This is a genomic window from Bradyrhizobium sp. U87765 SZCCT0048 (assembly GCF_018131225.1).
Classification (GTDB): Bacteria; Pseudomonadota; Alphaproteobacteria; order Rhizobiales; family Xanthobacteraceae; genus Bradyrhizobium_A.
The window spans coordinates 1-19,886 of sequence record NZ_JAFCMM010000002.1; the positions used below are offsets into that span (position 1 = coordinate 1).

18 protein-coding genes are annotated in these 19,886 nt (G+C 66.8%); 7 read left to right on the forward strand and 11 right to left on the reverse strand.

What is annotated here, in order from left to right; translation table 11 throughout:
• Both JQ639_RS13290 and JQ639_RS13295 read right to left on the reverse strand, forming a co-directional pair.
• On the reverse strand, nucleotides 1-566 hold a 566-nt coding region (locus JQ639_RS13290; protein WP_283818091.1), incomplete at its 3' end, for a biotin carboxylase N-terminal domain-containing protein.
• A gap of 2 nt (nucleotides 567-568) precedes the next feature.
• Nucleotides 569-2,101, reverse strand: a complete 1,533-nt coding sequence (locus tag JQ639_RS13295) for an acyl-CoA carboxylase subunit beta (protein ID WP_211975076.1) — start codon at nucleotides 2,099-2,101, stop codon at nucleotides 569-571.
• A gap of 225 nt (nucleotides 2,102-2,326) precedes the next feature.
• Between JQ639_RS13295 and JQ639_RS13300 the strand changes: the two genes are divergently transcribed.
• A complete protein-coding gene (locus JQ639_RS13300) occupies nucleotides 2,327-3,733 on the forward strand; it encodes a helix-turn-helix domain-containing protein (protein ID WP_211970812.1) in 1,407 nt (468 codons plus the stop codon).
• 12 nt (nucleotides 3,734-3,745) lie between these two features.
• Here JQ639_RS13300 and JQ639_RS13305 read toward each other — a convergent pair whose 3' ends face one another.
• Nucleotides 3,746-5,491 carry an oleate hydratase gene (locus tag JQ639_RS13305; protein WP_211970810.1) on the reverse strand — a complete coding sequence of 582 codons (1,746 nt, stop codon included), beginning with the start codon at nucleotides 5,489-5,491 and terminating at the stop codon, nucleotides 3,746-3,748.
• A gap of 291 nt (nucleotides 5,492-5,782) precedes the next feature.
• On the opposite strand from JQ639_RS13305, the gene JQ639_RS13310 reads away from it, so the two are divergent.
• Nucleotides 5,783-8,077, forward strand: a complete 2,295-nt coding sequence (locus JQ639_RS13310; RefSeq protein WP_211970808.1) for a membrane-bound PQQ-dependent dehydrogenase, glucose/quinate/shikimate family — start codon at nucleotides 5,783-5,785, stop codon at nucleotides 8,075-8,077.
• Nucleotides 8,078-8,119: 42 nt separating this feature from the next.
• On the opposite strand, the gene JQ639_RS13315 is transcribed toward JQ639_RS13310, so the two are convergent.
• Nucleotides 8,120-9,094, reverse strand: coding sequence for an aliphatic sulfonate ABC transporter substrate-binding protein (locus JQ639_RS13315; RefSeq protein ID WP_211970800.1), 975 nt, complete (start codon nucleotides 9,092-9,094; stop codon nucleotides 8,120-8,122).
• Between the two features lie 382 nt (nucleotides 9,095-9,476).
• On the opposite strand from JQ639_RS13315, the gene JQ639_RS13320 reads away from it, so the two are divergent.
• Genes JQ639_RS13320 through JQ639_RS13335 form a run of 4 tightly spaced genes read left to right on the forward strand, consistent with a single transcriptional unit; the run spans nucleotide 9,477 to nucleotide 13,544 of the window.
• Entirely contained in the window at nucleotides 9,477-10,517 is a 1,041-nt protein-coding gene (locus JQ639_RS13320; protein ID WP_349644773.1) for an ABC transporter substrate-binding protein, read from the forward strand.
• An 11-nt stretch (nucleotides 10,518-10,528) separates the two neighbouring features.
• Complete coding sequence (locus JQ639_RS13325) at nucleotides 10,529-11,335, forward strand: ABC transporter ATP-binding protein (RefSeq protein WP_211970798.1); 807 nt, start codon at nucleotides 10,529-10,531, stop codon at nucleotides 11,333-11,335.
• Nucleotides 11,332-12,171, forward strand: a complete 840-nt coding sequence (locus tag JQ639_RS13330; protein WP_211970795.1) for an ABC transporter permease — start codon at nucleotides 11,332-11,334, stop codon at nucleotides 12,169-12,171. The genes JQ639_RS13325 and JQ639_RS13330 overlap by 4 nt, the downstream gene beginning before the upstream one ends.
• Before the next feature lie 32 nt (nucleotides 12,172-12,203).
• Nucleotides 12,204-13,544, forward strand: a complete 1,341-nt coding sequence (locus tag JQ639_RS13335) for an LLM class flavin-dependent oxidoreductase (RefSeq protein WP_211970793.1) — start codon at nucleotides 12,204-12,206, stop codon at nucleotides 13,542-13,544.
• A gap of 8 nt (nucleotides 13,545-13,552) precedes the next feature.
• Here the strand turns inward: JQ639_RS13335 and JQ639_RS13340 are convergent, their stop codons facing one another.
• Complete coding sequence (locus JQ639_RS13340) at nucleotides 13,553-14,038, reverse strand: hypothetical protein (protein ID WP_211970792.1); 486 nt, start codon at nucleotides 14,036-14,038, stop codon at nucleotides 13,553-13,555.
• Between the two features lie 130 nt (nucleotides 14,039-14,168).
• Entirely contained in the window at nucleotides 14,169-14,600 is a 432-nt protein-coding gene (locus tag JQ639_RS13345) for a MarR family winged helix-turn-helix transcriptional regulator (RefSeq protein ID WP_211970790.1), read from the reverse strand.
• A gap of 74 nt (nucleotides 14,601-14,674) precedes the next feature.
• Between JQ639_RS13345 and JQ639_RS13350 the strand changes: the two genes are divergently transcribed.
• Complete coding sequence (locus tag JQ639_RS13350) at nucleotides 14,675-15,487, forward strand: amidohydrolase family protein (protein WP_211970782.1); 813 nt, start codon at nucleotides 14,675-14,677, stop codon at nucleotides 15,485-15,487.
• A gap of 76 nt (nucleotides 15,488-15,563) precedes the next feature.
• Here the strand turns inward: JQ639_RS13350 and JQ639_RS13355 are convergent, their stop codons facing one another.
• The 5 genes from JQ639_RS13355 to JQ639_RS13375 form a co-directional block, all read right to left on the reverse strand.
• Entirely contained in the window at nucleotides 15,564-15,761 is a 198-nt protein-coding gene (locus JQ639_RS13355) for a hypothetical protein (protein WP_211970780.1), read from the reverse strand.
• Nucleotides 15,762-16,032: 271 nt separating this feature from the next.
• Nucleotides 16,033-17,541: a porin gene (locus JQ639_RS13360; protein ID WP_211970778.1), complete on the reverse strand. Its 1,509-nt coding sequence runs from the start codon at nucleotides 17,539-17,541 to the stop codon at nucleotides 16,033-16,035.
• Nucleotides 17,542-17,783: 242 nt separating this feature from the next.
• Nucleotides 17,784-18,440 carry a c-type cytochrome gene (locus JQ639_RS13365; RefSeq protein WP_211970776.1) on the reverse strand — a complete coding sequence of 219 codons (657 nt, stop codon included), beginning with the start codon at nucleotides 18,438-18,440 and terminating at the stop codon, nucleotides 17,784-17,786.
• Between the two features lie 4 nt (nucleotides 18,441-18,444).
• Nucleotides 18,445-19,383, reverse strand: coding sequence for a fumarylacetoacetate hydrolase family protein (locus JQ639_RS13370; protein WP_211970774.1), 939 nt, complete (start codon nucleotides 19,381-19,383; stop codon nucleotides 18,445-18,447).
• A 46-nt stretch (nucleotides 19,384-19,429) separates the two neighbouring features.
• Nucleotides 19,430-19,885: a GlcG/HbpS family heme-binding protein gene (locus tag JQ639_RS13375; RefSeq protein WP_211970772.1), complete on the reverse strand. Its 456-nt coding sequence runs from the start codon at nucleotides 19,883-19,885 to the stop codon at nucleotides 19,430-19,432.
• Between the last annotated feature and the right edge of the window lies 1 nt (nucleotide 19,886).

Here is a 19,886-nt window from a genome sequence, read left to right on the forward strand (position 1 = left end):
TTGGCTTCGGCGCGCGCCAGCTTGAATCCTTCCGCCACTTCCGCACGGCTGTGGGCGATGCGCATGCCCTTGCCGCCGCCGCCGGCGGAGGCCTTGATCATCACGGGATAGCCGATCTCGTCGGCGATGCGCACGGCGTGGACATCGTCCTCGATGACGCCGAGATAGCCCGGCACCGTCGAGACGTTGGCCTTGGCGGCGGCCTTCTTGGATTCGATCTTGTCGCCCATCGCGGCGATGGCGCCGGGATTCGGGCCGATGAAGACGACGCCGGCGTCCGCCAGCGCCCGCGGAAACGCCTCGCGCTCCGACAGGAAGCCGTAGCCGGGATGCACCGCCTCGGCGCCCGTCCTGCGGCAGGCCTCGACGATGCGGTCAATCAGCAGATAGCTCTCGGCCGCCGGCGGCGGGCCGATCAGAATGGCTTCATCCGCCATCTCGACATGCACCGCGTTGCGGTCGGCCTCGGAATAGACCGCCACCGTCGCGATCCCCATGCGGCGGGCGGTCTTGATCACACGGCAGGCGATCTCGCCACGGTTGGCGATCAGGATTTTCTTGAACATGGTCACAGCGGCAGGTTGTCGTGTTTTTTCATGGGCATCTCGACCTGCTTATCCCTAAGCATGGCGAGGGCCCGGGCGATGCGCTTGCGGGTCGAGTGCGGCATGATGACGTCGTCGATGTAGCCGCGCTCGGCGGCGACGAACGGCGACAGGAAGCGGTCCTCGTACTCCTTGGTGCGCGCGGCGATCTTCTCGGCATCGCCGATGTCCTGGCGGAAGATGATCTCGACCGCGCCCTTGGCGCCCATCACCGCGATCTGCGCCGTCGGCCAGGCATAGTTCATGTCGGCTCCGATTTCCTTCGACGCCATGACGTCGAACGCCCCGCCATACGCCTTGCGGGTGATCACCGTCACCAGCGGCACCGTGCACTGCGAGTAGGCGAACAGGAGTTTCGCGCCATGCTTGATCAGGCCGCCATACTCCTGCGCCGTGCCCGGCAGGAAGCCGGGGACGTCGACGAACGTCACGATCGGAATGTTGAAGGCATCGCAGAACCGCACGAACCGCGCCGCCTTGCGCGAGGCATCGCTGTCGAGCACGCCGGCCAGCACCATCGGCTGGTTGGCGACGAAGCCAACCGTGCGCCCGGCGATGCGGCCGAACCCGGTGACGATGTTCCTGGCAAAGGTCTCGGCGATCTCGAAGAAGTCGCCTTCGTCGACGACCTTGAGGATCAGCTCCTTGATGTCGTAGGGCTTGTTGGGATTGTCCGGCACCAGCGTATCGAGCGAATCTTCCGTGCGCTCGATGTCGTCGAAGCTCGGCCACTCCGGCACGCCGTCGGTGTTGTTGGACGGCAGGAAGTCGATGAGGCGGCGCATCTGCAGCAGCGTCTCGACATCGTTCTCGTAGGCACCGTCGGCGATCGACGATTTGGTGGCATGAACGCTGGCGCCGCCGAGCTCTTCCGCCGTCACCACCTCGTTGGTCACGGTCTTCACCACATCAGGACCGGTGACGAACATGTAGCTGGTGTTCTTCACCATGAAGATGAAGTCGGTCATCGCCGGCGAGTAGACATCGCCGCCGGCGCACGGCCCCATGATGACGCTGATCTGCGGGATCACGCCGGAAGCCTGGACGTTGCGGCGGAACACGTAGGAATAGCCGGCGAGCGCCGCGACACCTTCCTGGATGCGCGCGCCGCCGGCATCGTAGAGGCCGATGATCGGCGCCCGCGCCTTCAGCGCCATGTCCTGCAGCTTGGTGATCTTGAGCGCGTGGGTCTCCGACAGCGAGCCGCCGAACACCGTAAAATCCTTGGCGAACACGAAGGTCTTGCGGCCGTTGACCGTGCCCCAGCCGGTCACCACGCCGTCGCCCGGGACCTTGTTCTTTTCCATGCCGAACTCGACCGAGCGGTGCTCGACAAACATGTCGAACTCCTCGAACGAGCCCTTGTCGAGCAAGAGCTCGATGCGCTCGCGCGCCGTCAGCTTGCCGCGGCCATGCTGCGCCTCGATACGCTTCTCGCCGCCTCCGAGCTTGGCTCCGGCGCGCCGCGCCTCGAGCTTCTCGAGCACCTCAAGCATCTGATCTGCCTCCCGGATTCGCGGCCCGCGGGGCCGCCGGCGACAGCCGCGCCGTCGTCTGATGGTTTGCGGCGGCCGTCCGCGGCGGCCGTTCCCCGGACGGATGCGTTGCCGCCCGGAGTTGGAACAACCTGATTAGGGACGGCCGGCCGGCCCGGGAAGGGTTGAAAAGGCGCAAATGCGCATGCTATAAATTTGCAACATGTAAATTGCGAATTTGCGAAAATGTCGGCAGGCAAGCTCTACATCGGACGCAAGATTCGTGGCATCCGCGAAACCGCCAAGCTGACCCAGGCGACGTTCGCCGAGCGGCTCGGCATCTCCACGAGCTATCTCAACCAGATCGAGAACAACCAGCGGCCGGTGTCGGCCTCGGTGCTGCTGTTGCTGGCAGAGCGCTTCGGCGTCGACTTCAGCGCGATCTCGTCCAGTGATAGCGACCGCCTGCTGTCGATGCTGACGGAGACGCTGGCCGACCCGGTGTTCGCCAGCCATTCGCCGAGTTTTCAGGAGCTCAAGCTGGTGGCGCAAAACGCGCCGAGCTTCGCCCAGGCGCTGCTCGCCTGCCATCAGGCCTACCGCCGCAACAGCGAACAGCTCGCCAGCCTCGACGACCATATCGGCAGCTGGGCCACCGAGCCGACGCCCTATGAAGAGGTCCGCGACTTCTTCCACTTCGTCGACAACTACGTCCACGACCTCGACGTTGCCGCCGAGCGCCTCGCCGAGGATCTCGACATCCCCAACAGCGACGCCCACGGCGCGCTCGCCGGCTATCTGGAGGCGCGGCACGGCGTCCGCATCCGCCGCACCGGCCCCGGCGACGACACGCTGCGGCGGTTCGATCCCGCGTCCCGCACGCTGTACCTCAACCCCTATCTGCCGACCGCCACCCGCAGCTTCCAGATGGCGTTCCAGATCGCCGCGATCGAGCACGAAGCCGAGATCGAAGCGATCGCCAGACGCGCCGAATTCCGCACCGCCGATGCACTCGAGGTCTGCAAGGCGGGGCTTCGCAACTACTTCGCCGGCGCCACGACCCTGCCGTACCAGGCCTTCCTGGTCACCGCGAAGGACCTGCGCCACGACCTCGAGCTGATCGCGACCCGTTTCGGCGCCAGCCTCGAGCAGGTCGCCCATCGCCTCTCGACGCTGCAGCGGCCGGGCCAGAAGGGCGTGCCGGTGTTCTTCGCCCGCGTCGACCGCGCCGGCAACATCACCAAGCGCCACAGCGCCGCAAAACTGCAGTTCGCGCGCTACGGCGCCGCCTGCCCGCTGTGGAACGTGCACCAGGCCTTCGAGTCGCCGAGCCGCATCATCCGCCAGCTCGCCGAGACGCCGGACGGCGTACGCTTCCTGTGCATCGCGACGGAGATCGCCAAGGGCCATGGCGGCTTCGGCTCGCCGCGGCCGCGCTACGCCATCGCGCTGGGCTGCGAGATGTCCTACGCGCGGGACTTCGTCTACGCCGACGGCCTCGATCTCACCAGCAAGACGGCCTACGATCCGATCGGCATCTCCTGTCGCATCTGCGAGCGCGCCAACTGCCCGCAGCGCGCGGTGCCGCCGCTCAAGAGCCGGCTCACCGTGCACCGCGACCGTCGCGACATCCTGCCTTATGACATCTCCTGAGAGCCCCGGCCGTCAGATCAGGCCGGCCTCCTCCAGCATGCGCCCGACGACGGTTTTCTCCACATAGCGCCTGGCGAAGCCGGGAATGCGCAGCTTCTTGCGGTCGCGCAGGAACACCGTGGACTTGATCAGCTCGCGAACATCATAGACCGAGCCGAACACCTCCGGCACGCCGCGCTCGATGTCGAGCAGCTGGTACACCGCCTCCATGCCGGTGCGCACGGAATATTCCGTGGTGAAGATGCAGTCGCGGGTCGATTCCGCGAACTGGCCGATGAACGCGAAATTCTTCACGCCGTCCGGCACCACCTTCGGCCGGTCGGTGCCGTTGCGCGGCAGAAAGAACGCGGTGATGAACGGCATCATACAGGGCCGCGTGACCGCGCCGGTGGCCGCGAGTTCGTCGATCTCCGCGACCGGCACGCCGAGGTGATAGAGCCACTCGCGGGTGATCTCCTCGCCGGTGCAGTCGCGCATCGGCTTCTTGACGTAGTCGCCGGGGCAATCGGTGAACAGGCCATAGAACCACACTACGGTCTGATGGTCCGGCTGCTGCTTGAAGTGCGGCTGGCGGTTGACGGTCCAGCTCTGCAGCCAGGCGGAATCGCGCACGCTGACGATGCCGCCCGTGACGACCTTGCCACTGCGCGTCGGCCGTTTCGCGATCTTTTCGATATAGGCGGGAATGCGCGGATCAAGCGTGGTGATCGACGCCGACGCCCACTGCGACTCTTCGGCATGGGTGCAGAACTTGTCGGGATTTCCAAACGAGGCATCCTGCGCGGCGATGTTGCGCCACAGATGCCAGCTGCCGCCGTCGTGCACCACCGGATCAAACTTCGCCGGCGTGCGATGATCGCCCCATTCGGAGTTCTCGACCAGCGAGCCATTGGTGACGAACACCAGGTCGTTCTCGGTGAGATCGACGCCGCCGGTCTGGCCGCCATGGACCCAGTCGATGCGGCGCGCGACCTTGTGGCCGGGCGCAATGTCGAACCGCACGTTCATCACCTGCGTGTCGAACTGTATCCTGACACCCTGCCGGCGCAGCCAGGCGACCAGCGGCATCACCAGCGACTCATACTGGTTGTACTTGGTGAACTTGAGCGCGCTGAAATCGGGCAGGCCGTCGATGTGATGGATGAAGCGCTGGACATAGAGCTTCATCTCCAGCGCGCTGTGCCACTCCTCGAAAGCGAACATGGTGCGCCAGTACAGCCAGAAGTTCGAGCCGAGGAAATCGGCGCCGAACACCTCGTTGATGCGCTTGTCATGGAGCTGCTCCGGCAGCGCCAGCACCAGCTTGACCAGTTCCTTGCGCGCGGTGCGCGACAGCGTGAAGTCCATGCCGGTGCCGGCATCCTTGCCGCGCTCGATGGTCGCGCGCTGCAGCGAAAAGTTGGGATCGTCCTTGTTGAGCCAGTAGAACTCGTCGAGCACGGATGCGCCCTCGATCTCCAGCGAAGGGATCGAGCGATAGAGATCCCACAGGCACTCGAAATGGTCCTCCATCTCGCGGCCGCCGCGGATCAGCCAGCCGGTCTCGGCGTTGCCGGCGCCATCGAGCGCGCCGCCGTCGATCCCGGAAGCTTCGAGAATGGTAATGCGCTCCCCCTTCATCTGGCCGTCGCGAATGAGGAAGGCCGCAGCGGCGAGCGAGGCGAGCCCGCTGCCGACGAGATAGGCCGACTTGCCGTCGACGCCGGCCGGCTTGCGCGGCCGCGCGAACGCTTCGTAGTTTCCCTTACTGTAGTACAAAAGCGCCTCCTGACTGTCGCGATGGCAGCTCCGCTGTCTCCGTCCCCTGCATACCGGAGACGTTGCCCGTTTCCTGTCGACTGCGCGTGGCCGGAAGAGCATCCGGCTTTTGCGACCATAGGTGCCGCGGCAGCACGCAGGCAAGTCGAATGAAACTAAACTTGATCGGAGCCGATCACGATTGTGCCCACCATCGCACGTGGTGCGCATCGAGGCCTTGATTCATCTCATGGCTGAACGGCACACTCTTGCACGCGACGACATGTCGCGCGATGTACTGGCGAGGTGATGATGCGGATGTTCTCGAAACTGGCCGCGGTCGTGCTCGGTGTCATTGCCATCGGCTTGATCGGCGGCGGCGGCTATCTCGCGGCCCTCGGCGGTTCCCTGTATTATCTTCTTACCGGCCTCGCCTATCTCCTCGGCGCCGCGCTGATCTGGCGCGGCAATCCGCGCGGCGGATGGCTGATCGCTCTGGTCGGCGTGCTGACGGTTCCCTGGGCGCTGTGGGAGGTCGGCCTCGATTTCTGGGGGCTGTTTCCGCGCTTGCTCGCACCATTTCTCATCGCCGCCGTCGCGCTGCTGCTGTCATGGGCGAACCAGCCGCGCCCGCGTTCGCCGTGGGCGCCCGCCGGTGCGCTGCTGTTCGCGGCGCTGTTCGCCGGCGGCTTCGATCTTGCGTTCGTTCCCCACGGCGTCGTCAGGCCCGATGCGAGCGTGACATACGCGACGTCGTCGCAGCCGGCAGGTGGCGACCCGAACTGGCTGGCCTATGGCCGCACCAACGCGGGCGATCGCTTCGGTCCGTTCGATCAGATCAACCGCACCAATGTCGGCAAGCTCGAAACCGCCTGGACCTATCGCACCGGCGACAGCGGCCCGGGCATCGACCAGAACACGCCGCTGCAGATCGACGATCTCGTCTATTCATGCTCACGCAACGGCCGCATTGCCGCCCTCGACGCCGACAGCGGCACGGTGCGCTGGGCCTATGACAGCAAGGCGAAGTCGCCGTTCTGGCAGCGCTGCCGCGGCCTCGGCTATCACAAGGACACCGCGGCGACCGGCGGCGCCTGCACGCAGCGGCTGATCTACACCAGCATCGACGCGCGCATGATCGCGCTCGATGCGCGGACGGGGCAACTCTGCGACGGCTTCGGGGAACACGGCACGGTCGCTCTGTCGCAGGGCATGGGCGAGGTCAAACCCGGCTTCTACTTCCAGACCTCGGCTCCGCTGATCGCACGCAATCTCGTCATTGTCGGCGGCTGGGTGGTCGACAACCAGATGCGTGGCGAGCCGTCCGGTGTCATCCGCGCCTTCGATGTGCACAGCGGCGCGCTGGTGTGGGCGTGGGATCTCGCCAATCCGGCGATCACCCGCGATCCGCCGCCCGGCGGCACCTATACCCGCGGCACGCCGAACATGTGGACCACCGCGTCGTTCGACGATGCCCTCGGCCTCGTCTACCTGCCGCTCGGCAACGCCACGCCGGACTATTTCGGCGTCGGCCGCCCGCCGAATTCCGACGACTACAACGCCAGCCTCGTCGCCCTCGACGTCGCGACCGGGCGCGAACGCTGGCGCTTCCGCACCGTCAACCATGACATCTGGGACTACGACCTGCCGTCGCAGCCCGCGCTGATCGACATTCCCGACGGCAAGGGCGGCGTGACAAAGGCGGTGTTGCAGACCACCAAGCGCGGCCAGCTGTTCCTGCTCGACCGCACCAACGGCCAGCCGGTCGCCGACGTCGCCGAGAAGCCAGCGCCGCAGACCGGTGCCGTGCCGGAGGAGACGCTGGCGAAAACCCAGCCCTACTCCGTCGGCATGCCGACCATCGGCGCCGAGCGCCTCACCGAGCAGACGAGCTGGGGCATCACCATGTTCGACCAGCTCTACTGCCGCATCGACTTTCGCCGCCTGCGCTACGATGGCGACTTCACCCCGATCGGACTGACACCCGCCATCCAGCAGCCCGGCAACACCGGCGGCTTCAACTGGGGCAGCGTGTCTATCGATGCCGCCAATAGCCGGGTGTTCATGAACGACATCCGCATTCCCAGCGTGTTCTATCTGGTCAAACGGGAGAACTATGCGGAGGCGACCAGGCACCTTAAATCCGACGGCACCGGCCATGGCCCCTCGCCCCAGGCCGGCACCCCCTATGGCATGGTCACCGGCGTGTGGCTGTCGCCGCTCGGCATCCCCTGCAACCAGCCGCCGTTCGGCACCATCACCGCCGTCGACCTCAAGACACGGAAGGTGGCGTGGCAGACCCCCGCCGGCACCGCGGCCCCCACCGGCCTGGCGCTGACCATGGGCATGCCGACCTATGCCGGCACCATGACAACCGCGGGCGGCCTCGTGTTCTTCGCCGGCTATCAGGACTTCTACCTGCGCGCCTACGACGCAGAGACCGGCAAGGAGCTGTGGAAGCACGAGCTGCCGATCGGCGCCAGCGCGACGCCGATGACCTATGTGTCGCCGGCGACCGGGCGGCAGTATGTGGTGATCTCGGTCGGCGGCGCGGCCTATTCACGCCATATCGGCGATTATGTCATCGCCTTCGCGCTGCCAAAATGAGCGGGTCCACCGGCGCGGCCCTCGCCGCGCCGGCTGGCGTGATCAGGAGTTCGGCGTCCAGACCCAGACGATCTCCTTCACGGTAATCGCCTTCGGGATGAGGCCGAGCTTGAAGAAGCGGTCGGCCGTGGCCTGCTGGCTGGCGACGACCGCATCCGTCACTGGCGTGACGCGGAAGATCGAACGGTCGACCGCGCGCTTGATGGCCTCGGCATCGACCCCCGTCGCCTCGTGCAAGCTCCGGATGATCTCGGGCTTGTGCGCCTCGGCCCAGCGTGATTCATCGGCGAAGGTCTGGTTGAGCAGCGTGACGAGCTCGGGATGGGCCGTGGTGAAGGCGCGGTTGGCGAGGAAGAAGGCGTTGGAGTCGTGAGAATCCTTGGCCTGCGAGATCACCCGGACCTTGCCCTTCTCAGCGAGCGCGAGGTACGGATCCCAGATCGTCCATGCATCGATGCTGCCGCCGGCGAACGCCGCTGTCGCATCGGCCGGCGCGAGATAGACCGGCGTGATGTCGCTGTAGGCGAGCCCCGCCTTCTCCAGCGCCGCCACCGTGGTGTTGTGGGCGCTCGATCCCTTGGCAAAGCCAACGCGCTTGCCCTTGAGATCGGCGACCGTGCGGATTGCCGAGGCCTCCGGCACGACGATCGCCTCGTTGGCGCCGGCCGACGGCAGCGCCGCGACATAGAGCAGGTTGGCGGTGGCGGCCTGGGCGAAGATCGGCGGCGCATCGCCGGTGAAACCGAAATCGACATTGCCGGTGTTGAGCGCCTCGAGCAGCGGCGGCCCGAATGCGAACTCCACCCACTTGACGTCGATGCCGCGCGGCTTCAGCGCCTCCTCGAGGGTACGGCGCTGCTTCACCGCCGGAAAGATACCGGCCTTCTGGAAGCCGATGCGGATTTCCTTGACCGGCTGCTGCGCCACCGCGTTGCCAACCGGGCAGGCGAGCGCCGCGAGCGCGAGCGCGGCGATGGCAGCCCCGGCGGGGGCGAACAAGCGGCGGCGGGTCAACATGGTCTGACGTCTCCATCATCTGACAGGAAATGAACGCCATCGACGTTAGGCGATCGCCCCGAGATTGTTGTTCCGAAGTTCACCGGCCACACGCAGGCTTTGTTGCCTCCGCCCTGAACAGCGCGACACGGATATTGCCGCGCGAACCACGGTACGACGCTCCGCACGCGAATGTCGGCAGCGCATGCGCATGGCGGCCTCCCGATCGCCCGCGAACGGAAATTCTCCTGCAGCGGCACGACGCAGAAATATTCTACTCGTTTCATGGTCTTTTAAGCGATTGCCAGACGATGGCGCTTGTTCGCAAATAGCGCCATGTCGTGGTGAAGCCTGATCGCGGAGCGATCGCCACCATCCTTCCGCCCTTCCCGGAGTTCTCGTCGTGGTTCCGAACGTCGTCGCCCGTCCCCATCGCCCCTCTCGGCTGAAGGGGCTGTCATTCGCCCTGCTCGCCGCAGCCTCAGCGCTGCTGGCGGCGCCGGCCGCCCATGCCGAGGGGCGCCTGCGTATCGTCGAGCAGTTCGGCACGGTCTATCTGCCGCTGCACGTGCTGCGCGACCAGAAGCTGATCGAGAAGCACGGCAAGGCCGCGGGCATCGACATCGCCGTGGAATGGACCAAGCTGAGCGGCGGCGCAGCCATCAACGATGCCTTGCTCGCCGGTGCCGTCGATATCGGCGCGGCGGGAGCGGGTCCGGTCATCGTGCTGTGGGACCGCACCCGCGGCACGGCCGACGTCAAGGTCATCGCCGCCCTCGGCGAGCAGCCGAACTACCTCATCACCAGCAATCCCAACATCAAGACGCTGAAGGACTTCACCAAGGCCGACAAGATTGCGCTGCCCGCCGTCGTGGTGTCGCAACAGTCGCGCCTGCTGCAGATCGCTGCCGAGAAGGAATTCGGCGAGGGCAAGTACAACGCCCTCGACGACATCACCGTCAGCCTGCCCCATCCCGACGCGACGGCAGCGCTGCTGTCGGGCTCGAACGCGATCACCGCGCACTTCTCCAATCCGCCGTTCCAGGAACAGGCGCTGCAGAACCCCAAGGTTCACAAGGTGCTCAGCTCCTATGACATCATGGGCGGACGCATCACCCCGACGCTGCTCTATGCCACGTCCAAATTCCGCAAGGACAATCCCAAAACCTTCAAGGCGCTGTTCGACGCGCTGACCGAAGCCTCGCAGTGGATCGAGAGCCACAAGGCGGAGGCGGCGGCGACCTATATCCGTGTCGAGCAGTCCAAACTCGATCCCGCGTTCGTCCGTTCGGTGATCGACAATCCGGATGTCAGCTTCACCACGACGCCGCAGGGCACCTACAAATACGCGGCGTTCCTCGCCCGCATCGGCGCAATCAAGACCAAGCCGGCGAGCTGGAAGGACTACACTTTCGAGGATCTGCACAGCCGTCCGGGCAGTTGAAAGCACCGACCATGCCGACTGGCCTGTCGCCCACGGACATCGCACCGCCCTTCGTGCTCGAAGCCGAGCATCTGACGCTCGACTATGCCGGCGAGCGCGGCGTCGTACGCGCCGTCGACAATGTCAGCTTCCGGGTGCGCAAGGGCGAACGCCTCGTACTGCTCGGCCCCTCAGGCTGCGGCAAGTCGTCGATCCTCAAGGCGATCGCCGGCTTCCTGGCGCCGACCGACGGCCGCATCCTGCTCAACGGCGCGCCGGTGACCCGGCCCGGACCGGACCGCATCGTCGTCTTCCAGGAGTTCGACCAGTTGCTGCCGTGGAAGACGGTGCGCGACAACGTCGCCTTCCCGCTCAGGGTCGCGCGCGGCCTGTCGTCATCCGCCGCCCGCGCCATCGCCGACGACATGCTGGCGCGGGTCGGACTGTCGCATGCGCTGGACGCCCATCCCCACACCCTGTCCGGCGGCATGAAGCAACGCGCGGCGATCGCCCGGGCGCTGGCCGCGACACCTGACATCCTGCTGATGGACGAGCCGTTCGCGGCACTCGACGCGCTGACGCGCGGCGCGCTGCAGCAGGACCTGCTGCGCCTCGCCGCGGAGCTGAAATTCACGCTGGTGTTCGTCACCCATGCGATCGACGAGGCCATTCTCGTCGGCACGCGGCTGCATCTCCTCAGCGCCCATCCCGGCCGCACCCTCACCACCTTCGATACCAGCGCCTTCGGGCCGGACAGCGCCGAAACCGCCGAATTCCAGCGCGCCGTGCGCGATGTCACCGCCGCGCTGTTCCCGCGCCCCGCGGAGGCCGCCGCATGACCGACCGCACCGTCGAGTTGCCGGCCAGCTCCGCCACTGCCCCTGCGGCCCGCTCGCGCTGGCCGCGGCGCCACGCCGCGGCGATCCGCCGTGTGGTGGTGCTTATCGTCCTCGCCGCCGCCTGGCAGATCGCCGCCATTCTTGCCGGCAACCCGATCCTGCTGCCGAGCTTCACCGAGACGGCCCGGGCGTTCGCCGACGCGCTGTTGCACGAGAACCTCGCCTCTTCCGCGCAGGCCTCGATTGCCGTGTTGCTCAAGGGTTACGCAATCGCCATCGCCCTCGCCGCCGTGCTGGTGTCGCTGGCGACCGCGAGCGCGCTCGCCCGCGAAGCACTGCTGATGCTCACCGCGATGTTCAATCCGCTGCCAGCGATCGCGCTGCTGCCGCTCGCCATGCTGTGGTTCGGTCTCGGCGAGGCCAGTCTGGTGTTCGTGCTGGTGCACTCCGTGCTCTGGCCGTTCGCGCTCGCGACCTTCAGCGGCTTCGAGGGCGTGCCGGAGACCCACCGCCTGGTCGGCCGCAACTACGGCCTGCGCGGGCCGCGCTACATCGCCCTCATTCTCATTCCATCGGCGCTGCCCGCGATCATCTCCGGCCTCAAGATCGGCTGGGCGTTTGCATGGCGCACGCTGATCGCCGCCGAGCTGGTGTTCGGCGTCAGCGCCAGCCAGGGCGGCCTCGGCTGGTTCATCTTCCGCAACCGCAACGAGCTGTTCACCGACAAGGTGTTCGCCGGCCTCGCGGCGGTCATCCTCATCGGCCTTGCGGTCGAGTTCGGGCTGTTCCGCACGCTCGAGGCCGCGACCGTACGGCGCTGGGGCCTGCAGCGCTAACGCCCTTCCCTTTTTCACGGAGTTCGCCCGCGATGGCCGCCCGACAGCTTCACCTCAACGTCAACCTGCTGCACTCGGGTGTCTATCCCTCGGCGTGGCGGCAGCCGGAAAGCAACCCCGGCGCGTTCTACGACGTGCAGCATTATGTCCAGGTGGCGCAGGTCGCCGAGCGCGGCAAGCTCGACGCGATCTTTCTCGCCGACACCCCGGCGGTCACCGACCGCATCGACTACCGGCCGTTCCTGTCGATGGAGCCGACCATCGTGCTGGCGAGCGTCGCCGCGGCGACGCGCCATGTCGGCCTGATCGCCACGGCATCGACCAGCTACAACGAGCCCTACAATATCGCCCGGCGCTTCGCGACGCTCGACCATGCCAGCGGCGGCCGCAGCGGCTGGAACGTAGTGACGACGGCGGAGCCGTCCGTCGGCCGCAACTTCGGCCAGGCCGGCGCGTTCGAGCACAAGGCGCGCTACGACCGTGCCCGCGAGTTTACCGAGGTCGTCCACGCGCTGTGGGACAGCTGGGAGGACGACGCCTTCGTCGGCGACAAGGCCACCGCGCGCTTCGTCGACACCGCCAAGGTGCACGCCATCCGCCATCGCGGCCCGCACTTTGCCGTCGAGGGCCCGCTCAACGTGCCGCGCTCGCCGCAGGGCCGTCCGATCACCGTGCAGGCCGGTGGCTCCAGCGACGGGCGCGACCTTGCGGCGGCGACCGCCGATGCGGTGTTCACCCTGGCGCAGACCGTCGACGACGGCGTCGCCTACGCCCGCGATCTGCGATCGCGCGCCCGCGCCCATGGCCGGCCCGACGACGCCATCGTCATCCTGCCCGGACTTGCGACGGTGATCGGCGGCACCGAGGCCGAGGCGAAGCGCCGCCAGGACGAACTGTGGGAGCTGGTGCCGATCGAGTACAGCCTGGCGCGTCTCGCCGGCACGCTGCAGATCGCCCCCGAACAGCTCGAACTCGACAAGCCGCTGCCCGATCCGCTGCCGCTGCCACCGAACGCCAACCACACCATGTTCCAGGGCACCGTGGCGCTGGCGCGGCGCGGCAACCTCACCGTGCGGCAATTGCTGCGGGCACTCGGCGGCGGCGTCGGCCACCGCATCATCGTCGGCACGCCGGAGCAGATTGCCGACGACATCGAGACCTGGTTCCGCGCCGGCGCCGCCGACGGCTTCAACCTGATGCCGGACGTGCTGCCGACCGGGCTCGCCACCTTCGTCGACGAGATCGTGCCGATCCTGCAGCGGCGCGGCCTGTTCCGCCGCGACTATGAAGGGCCGACGTTGCGCGATCATTTCGGCCTGCAGCGTCCGCCGAGCCGGTTCGCCTCTCGCCCGGCGGAGCCGCTGTCGGCCTGATCGCCGCCCTATGCCGCGAGCACGCGCGCCGTGGCGATCGTCAGCGCGACAGCGATCATAAGGGAGAGCAGTTGCAGAACATTGTGCTGGGCATCCGGCGTCGGCCGCCGCCCCGCCGCCACAGGCAGCCACTTCAACGTCCCGGCATAGCCGTGCGTCCAGTACCAGTCGAAATCGGGCGCACCGGGACCACGGCCGAACAGATACGGCCGCCACCACTGGTTCAGCTGCAGCAGCAGCCAGATCCATGACCAGACCGTCGACACGACCAGCGCCCATGGCGGGCCGCCGCACAGGCTCCACAGCACGAACAGGCCGGGTACCCAGCCGCTGACCGTGCTCACCCAGTCGGTCAGCACGCCCTGCAGGTGATTCCACGGCCACAGCGGCACGTGATTGTCGATCAGGAAGTAGACGAGCATCACGGCTTCGAGGACGGCGATCGTCGTCGTCAACGGATCCTCGGACAGCGGAAGACGGGGAGCAATGATCATTGTCGGTCCGGAGACTTGCGGCTGAGGTCTCCTACCGGCTGGCGCGCATGACGGCCAGCGCGCGGACACAGTGCATGGACGTTTCCCACCGCCGTGAGCACGGCCGTAAACATCATGGCGCGCAGCAGAGCTACGATGCGTCGAACGCCGTGGCGAGGCGGGCCAGACAATCAGCCATCTGCGTGATCTCGTCGGGCGTGAGCACCGACTCGATCGTACGGTTGATGCGCTCGAACGGCGGCTGGATGCGCTTGAGCGCGGCGCGGCCACGGTCGCTCGGTCGCAGCCGCCAGGCGCGGGCATCGTCCTCGTCGCGGGTGCGTTCGAGCAGGCCCATGTCGATGAGACGGCGCACCATTGCGGTCATTGCCGATTCATTGAAACCGAGCTGGCGCGCGACGTCGCGCTGGGTCACGGCCTTGTCGGTCGCAATCAGCAGCAGCACGGCGGCCTGCGCCGTGGTGATGTCCCCGGCCGCCATGGTGGCGCGATCGGCCGACTTCTGCAGCCGGTGCGCAGCGAGCTGGAGGCGGTGATACAGCCGGGTCTTCGAGGCGGACATTCCCCCTCAATATCCTGCTTGCGGATTCGCATCCATCGGCATACACTTCACTAGTGAAGTATCTGGAGAAAGCGATGGGTGCGATCGACGTCTGGGCGCAGATCACGACGGAACGCATGGGCAACCGGCCCTGGCTGCAGACCCTGATGCGCTGGACCGGCCGTGCCGACAATTTCGGCGGCTCGAGCGTCGAGGCCACGCTGCAGGCGATGGACGCCGCCGGCGTCGACATCGCGCTGCTGTCGGCGTGGTACGGCCCCGAAGGCGACCTCATCACCAATGACGAGGTCGCCGAGCAGATCGCCGCGGCGCCATCGCGCTTTCGCGGCCTTGCCAGCGCCGACATCACCCGGCCGATGGAGGCAGTGCGCGAGATCCGGCGCGTCGTCGACGGCAAGACCTTCGTCGGCGTACGGGTCGTGCCGTGGCTGTGGGACCTGCCGCCGAACGACCGGCGCTATTATCCGATCTATGCAGCGTGCGTCGACGCCGGTGTGCCGCTGTGCACCCAGATCGGCCACACCGGGCCGCTCAAGCGCTCGGAGACGGGGCGGCTCATTCCCTATCTCGAAGACGTGATGCTCGACTTCCCCGAACTTGTCGTCGTCGGCGGCCATGTCGGCTTTCCCTGGCTCGACGAGCTCACGACCATGACGGTCAAGTTTCCCAACTTCCATGTCGACACATCGGCCTATGCCCTGCACCGGCTGCCGCCGGCTTTCGTCGACTGGATGAAGGGCGTCGGCAAGCGCCGCGTGATGTTCGGCACCAACTGGCCGATGCTGTCGCCGGCGACCTGTCTCGAAGGCTGGACAGGCCTCGGACTGCCGCTGGAGCAGGCCGAGGCGTTCCTCTCCGGCAATGCGCGGCGGGTGTTCAGGCTGTAGGGGAGATCACGGCACAACGTCCGGCTGCATGCAACAGCCGGTCCCATCTCGCGATGTCTTCGCCGCGCCGCCCCGATCAGCGCATATGGCCGAGCGAGATCCCGAGCTTCTGCGCCTTCTGACGCAGCGAACCTTCCGTGCGCTTCATCAGCTTCGCGATCTTCGCCACCGGCGTGTGTGCCCGGGAATGAGACTTCAACTCCTTGATATCATCCTTGGAATAAAGGCGGCGCTCCCGCTTCCGGGCTGCGACTTTCTTCACCTTTCGGGCCATTGCTCTCTCCTTCGTTCGTGCCGAACCTGACAACATTCGAAGGCGAACCTACGGCAGACCGCTCGCGCTCCGTCGACAAACAGCCGCAACAGGCAGCCAAAACTGCATGGCAGGCCATTGTGACAATTTATAGAGAGCGTTCGGCTTCAGTTTCGTGACGGTGATACCAAGATGGTATCAAGCGCGCGACGGGGTTTCGCCGGCACCCAAAATCATGGTCGGAGGCGAGACGCTGCGCCCGGACCGACGGCGGCCCGGGCGCAGCTCGTACTCAGAAGCTGCGCAGGATCTGGACGGACCCGACATAGAGATTCTGGTCCTTCAGCGTCAACACGCTGCCCGCCGCGTAGCCGGGCGGCGTTCCAGCCGCCGCGCTCGTGAAGGTGCCGTTGAGATGTTGCTGGAGGCGCGTGTAGAGAAATTCCGCCGATAGGGTGAGGTTCTGGACCGGCGTCCAGGCCGTGCGGGTGCCGACCTGCGCCACGCCGACATCGAAGCTGCCGGTCGCCGTGGTCTTGCCGGTGCTGAGGCGTCCGGCATTGGCCATCGCCAGCAACAGCGCATCGCCGGCCGCGCCGTAAGAGATATGGCTGTAGGAAGCGAACAGCGACGTGCGCCAGGCCGGCGTCCAGTAATGCTCGTAGAACGCCGCGACGTTCCATGCATCGCTCTTCACGAACGAGGTGCCGTTGGCATAGATACCATCGAGCACGTAGCCGAACGCCATGCCGCCGTTGCCGATGTTGGCGAGGCGTCCCGCACCGGCGCTGTCATAGGTGCCGCCGAACACGTATTTGGCGGCGCCGTTGGCGAAGGTCGCGATCGCCTTGAAGCTGTCGCCCCGCCCCGTCGGCAGATCCTTCAACTCCAGCGCCGCGGTGAGTGCATAGCCCCAGGTTGCGTCCGGATGGCCGGTCGAGGCGTCGAGCGGATTGTAGGAGGTGCCATGGACCTCATGCGCCGCCGCGCCGAGATGCGCCGTGCCCCAGGCCTGCTCGAGGCGGAGATTGGCGACGATGTCGGGCACATGGTCGCCGCCCTGCGCGTTGCCCTGGAATGTGTTGGCCGCGACGCCATAAGTGCTGGACGCTGCGCCGAACGGCCCGAGCAGCGCATTCGTCCCGCCGAGCGAAGTGTTCACCGTGCCTGCCGAGCGATACGGCTGGGCATCCTCCAGCGATACCGTGGCCGATACGCCGCCCCCGAAGGTCGCGGTGTAGGCCAGCATCGGAATGCCGGTGGCGTCGTTCGAGCCGTTGAAAAATCCGGTCGAGCCGAACAGCGGCTTGGCCAGCGTCCATTGCGGATCGAACATCGACACGCCCTTGCCGAAGGTGAAGCCCGCGAACTGGAGGAACGCATAGTCGAGCGCGACATAGCCGCCGGCGATGCTTTCGCGTCCCTGCAGGAAATCGAACTGCAGGTTGGCATAGGTGCGCACCGTGCCGTAGTCGGTCGCGGTGCGCGTATCCATGAACAGGTTGAGGCGCTCGCGGGTGTTGAAATAGCCGCGGCCATAGGCGTTGGCGCCGCCGGGGCCGCCGCCGAAGTACGGCGCGTTGAACGTCTGACCGTTGAATGCGGTTTCGATTCGCATCGCCCCGCCGATGCGCATGCAGGTGTCGGTGCCGGGAATGTAGTAGAAGCCCGCGCCATAGAGCGAACAGACCTTCACATATTCGACCGCCTTCGCCTTGACCGGCAGGTCCGCGGCGTGCGCGGACGGCAGCGCCAGCAATGCCGCTGCCGATCCCAGCGCAATCGTCTTCATCGTCGTCATGGAATTCCCCCCATCGTGCATTTTTTCGTCGCCGCCGGAGGTTTATTGCCGGCAGCAGGCCGATCTCGACTAGCATCGGGGGTACGAAGCGATTTAGCCCTGCACGCTGGCCGCTTGACGGATCGTCCGGTTATTGCGGCAGCGCGTGACGCCCCGGCCGCGATGGGCACGCGCATGCGCACGCGGAGGCGACCGAAGGCCGCTCCGCGTGCGCATCGTGCAGTTGCAGGGCCTGATTCGATCTACTTTGCGACCGACAGCGAGGCGATGTAATCGGCCAGCGCCGTGCGCTCGTCCGGCGCAATGCGCGGCGCAATCAGCGACATCAGCTTGCCGCGGTGACCACGCGTCTCCATCCACACGGCGAGCTGGGTCTCGACATAGTCCGCATCCTGTCCGGCGATGTCCGGAAAGTCCGGCTGGATGCCGTGTCCGGACGAGCGATGACAGGACGCGCAGGCCGGCAGATCGCCGTCCGCATTGCCGCGCATGAACAACGCTTCGCCCCGCGCGAGCCGCGCCGGATCGCGCGGCCGCCCCGCCTGACGCGGCTCGCCTGCATAGTACGCCGCAACATCCTCGATCTGCGTCGCCGACAGCGTCGCCGCGATCCCGGCCATCACCGCATTGACGCGCTGCGGCGGCGCATCAGGCGTCGCGACGAACGCACGCAGCTGCTTGGCGAGATATTCCGGAAACTGCCCCGCGAGCTTGGGTATGCCCGGCGCCTCCGGGTTGCCGGTCGCACCGTGACAGGCGGCGCAGACGGTCTGCGCAATCGCCTTGCCGCGTGCGGCATCGCCGCCGGCGTCGGCCGCCGCAGCCGCAGCCGCTGCCACGGGGGTGAGAAACGTGGCCATGGCGAGAACCGTCGCCATCCGGCGCAGGGCTGCAGGCATGGCGCTATCCGACACGGTAGGCGGCGCCTGCATCGGCCACGACCGGATTGCGCAGCACGCCAAGGCCGCTGATCTCGATCTCGACGGTGTCGCCGGGGCGCATGTGCACCAGGCCCGGCGTCTTGAACGGGCCGTATTGCCGCGACAGGTCATGCCCCGCGACATCGTCCGGCGCCGGCGGCAGCGCGCCCGGCGTGCCCATGGCAATCAGGTCACCAGGCCGCAACCGGTATCCGGCGGAGAGATAGCTGATCACGGCGGCGACATCGAACAGCATGTCGTCCAGCCGCGAGCGCTGGCGCGTCACGCCGTTGACGCGGGTCACGACCTCGTGCCGGGCCGGGTCGCCGAACGCGTCGGGCGTTACCAGCCACGGACCATACGATCCGGACGCCTCGAAATTCTTGCCGAGGCCAAACTGGCGATTGTGGATCTGGTACTCGCGGACCGATCCTTCGTTGATACAGGTATAGCCGGCAACATGATCAAGCGCTCGTTCGCGCGGGATGTGACGGCCGCCCTTGCCGATGACCACGCCGAGCTCGCCCTCATAGTCGAACGCGCGCGCGACCTCTTCCGGCGGCGACAGCAACGGAGCGTCCGGCCCGACATAGGAGGCCGCCGTGCGCAGGAAGATGTGAGGATGGTCCGGCGACGTCGTCAGCCCGGTCTCCGCGATATGGGTGCGAAAATTCAGCGCCAGCGCCCACATCGCGTTGGGGCGCTCGAGAAAAGGCAGCAGCCTGACCGCGGCGATCGGCCGGCCTGCCGGCCGCCGGCGTACCGCGTCGGCGATCCGCTCAAGCGCTCCCGCGTGAGCGAGAAGGGTCTCGAACTTCTGCGGCAGATCGGGCAGCAGGCTTGCCACCGGGTGAAACGTTTCGGCATCGGCGGAGGCACCGACCGCCTTGCCGTCGGCATCCTCATAAACGAACAAGCGCATGGCGATCCTCGTCAGTGTTCGACAGTGTGTTTCGACCAGCGTCCCGTCAGGCGACGGGATCGGCCCCGATCGCGGCGATCGCGATCGCGATCACCGCCTCATCGATCTCGGACGGCGCGCCGCTGGCGCCGATTGCACCGATCAGCCGGCCATCGAGGCGGATCGGGAACGACCCGGCGGCCGGAAACAGCTGGCTGCCGTAACCGAGCGGCCCCGCGCTGCCCCACACCATCGGGTTTTCGCGAAAGCGCTCCGCAAGGTCGCGACCGGGCTGGCCGCCGGTCGACGCGCAGGCGAACGCCTTGCCGCGGGCGACTTCCGTGGTGATGAATGGAACACCGTCCATCCGCGCCGCCGCGACCAGATGCCCCGCGGCATCGACGATCGCAAACGACAGCTTCACGCCGCGCCGATCGGCCTCGGCAATGCCCGCGTCGATCACCCGCCGCGCCAGGTCGTAGCTGATGAGATTGAGGATGATGGTCGTGCGTCCGGTGTCCATG

Bases quoted from the DNA above. Each gene is read 5' to 3' on its own strand.
- JQ639_RS13325 (WP_211970798.1), top strand. From the start codon at position 10,529: ATGCCGACTGGCCTGTCGCCCACGGACATCGCACCGCCCTTCGTGCTC.
- JQ639_RS13365 (WP_211970776.1), bottom strand. From the start codon at position 18,440: ATGCCTGCAGCCCTGCGCCGGATGGCGACGGTTCTCGCCATGGCCACG.
- JQ639_RS13330 (WP_211970795.1), top strand. From the start codon at position 11,332: ATGACCGACCGCACCGTCGAGTTGCCGGCCAGCTCCGCCACTGCCCCT.
- JQ639_RS13350 (WP_211970782.1), top strand. From the start codon at position 14,675: ATGGGTGCGATCGACGTCTGGGCGCAGATCACGACGGAACGCATGGGC.
- JQ639_RS13295 (WP_211975076.1), bottom strand. From the start codon at position 2,101: ATGCTTGAGGTGCTCGAGAAGCTCGAGGCGCGGCGCGCCGGAGCCAAG.
- JQ639_RS13315 (WP_211970800.1), bottom strand. From the start codon at position 9,094: ATGTTGACCCGCCGCCGCTTGTTCGCCCCCGCCGGGGCTGCCATCGCC.
- JQ639_RS13340 (WP_211970792.1), bottom strand. From the start codon at position 14,038: ATGATCATTGCTCCCCGTCTTCCGCTGTCCGAGGATCCGTTGACGACG.
- JQ639_RS13335 (WP_211970793.1), top strand. From the start codon at position 12,204: ATGGCCGCCCGACAGCTTCACCTCAACGTCAACCTGCTGCACTCGGGT.
- JQ639_RS13300 (WP_211970812.1), top strand. From the start codon at position 2,327: ATGTCGGCAGGCAAGCTCTACATCGGACGCAAGATTCGTGGCATCCGC.
- JQ639_RS13345 (WP_211970790.1), bottom strand. From the start codon at position 14,600: ATGTCCGCCTCGAAGACCCGGCTGTATCACCGCCTCCAGCTCGCTGCG.
- JQ639_RS13355 (WP_211970780.1), bottom strand. From the start codon at position 15,761: ATGGCCCGAAAGGTGAAGAAAGTCGCAGCCCGGAAGCGGGAGCGCCGC.
- JQ639_RS13360 (WP_211970778.1), bottom strand. From the start codon at position 17,541: ATGACGACGATGAAGACGATTGCGCTGGGATCGGCAGCGGCATTGCTG.
- JQ639_RS13375 (WP_211970772.1), bottom strand. From the start codon at position 19,885: ATGGACACCGGACGCACGACCATCATCCTCAATCTCATCAGCTACGAC.
- JQ639_RS13370 (WP_211970774.1), bottom strand. From the start codon at position 19,383: ATGCGCTTGTTCGTTTATGAGGATGCCGACGGCAAGGCGGTCGGTGCC.
- JQ639_RS13310 (WP_211970808.1), top strand. From the start codon at position 5,783: ATGCGGATGTTCTCGAAACTGGCCGCGGTCGTGCTCGGTGTCATTGCC.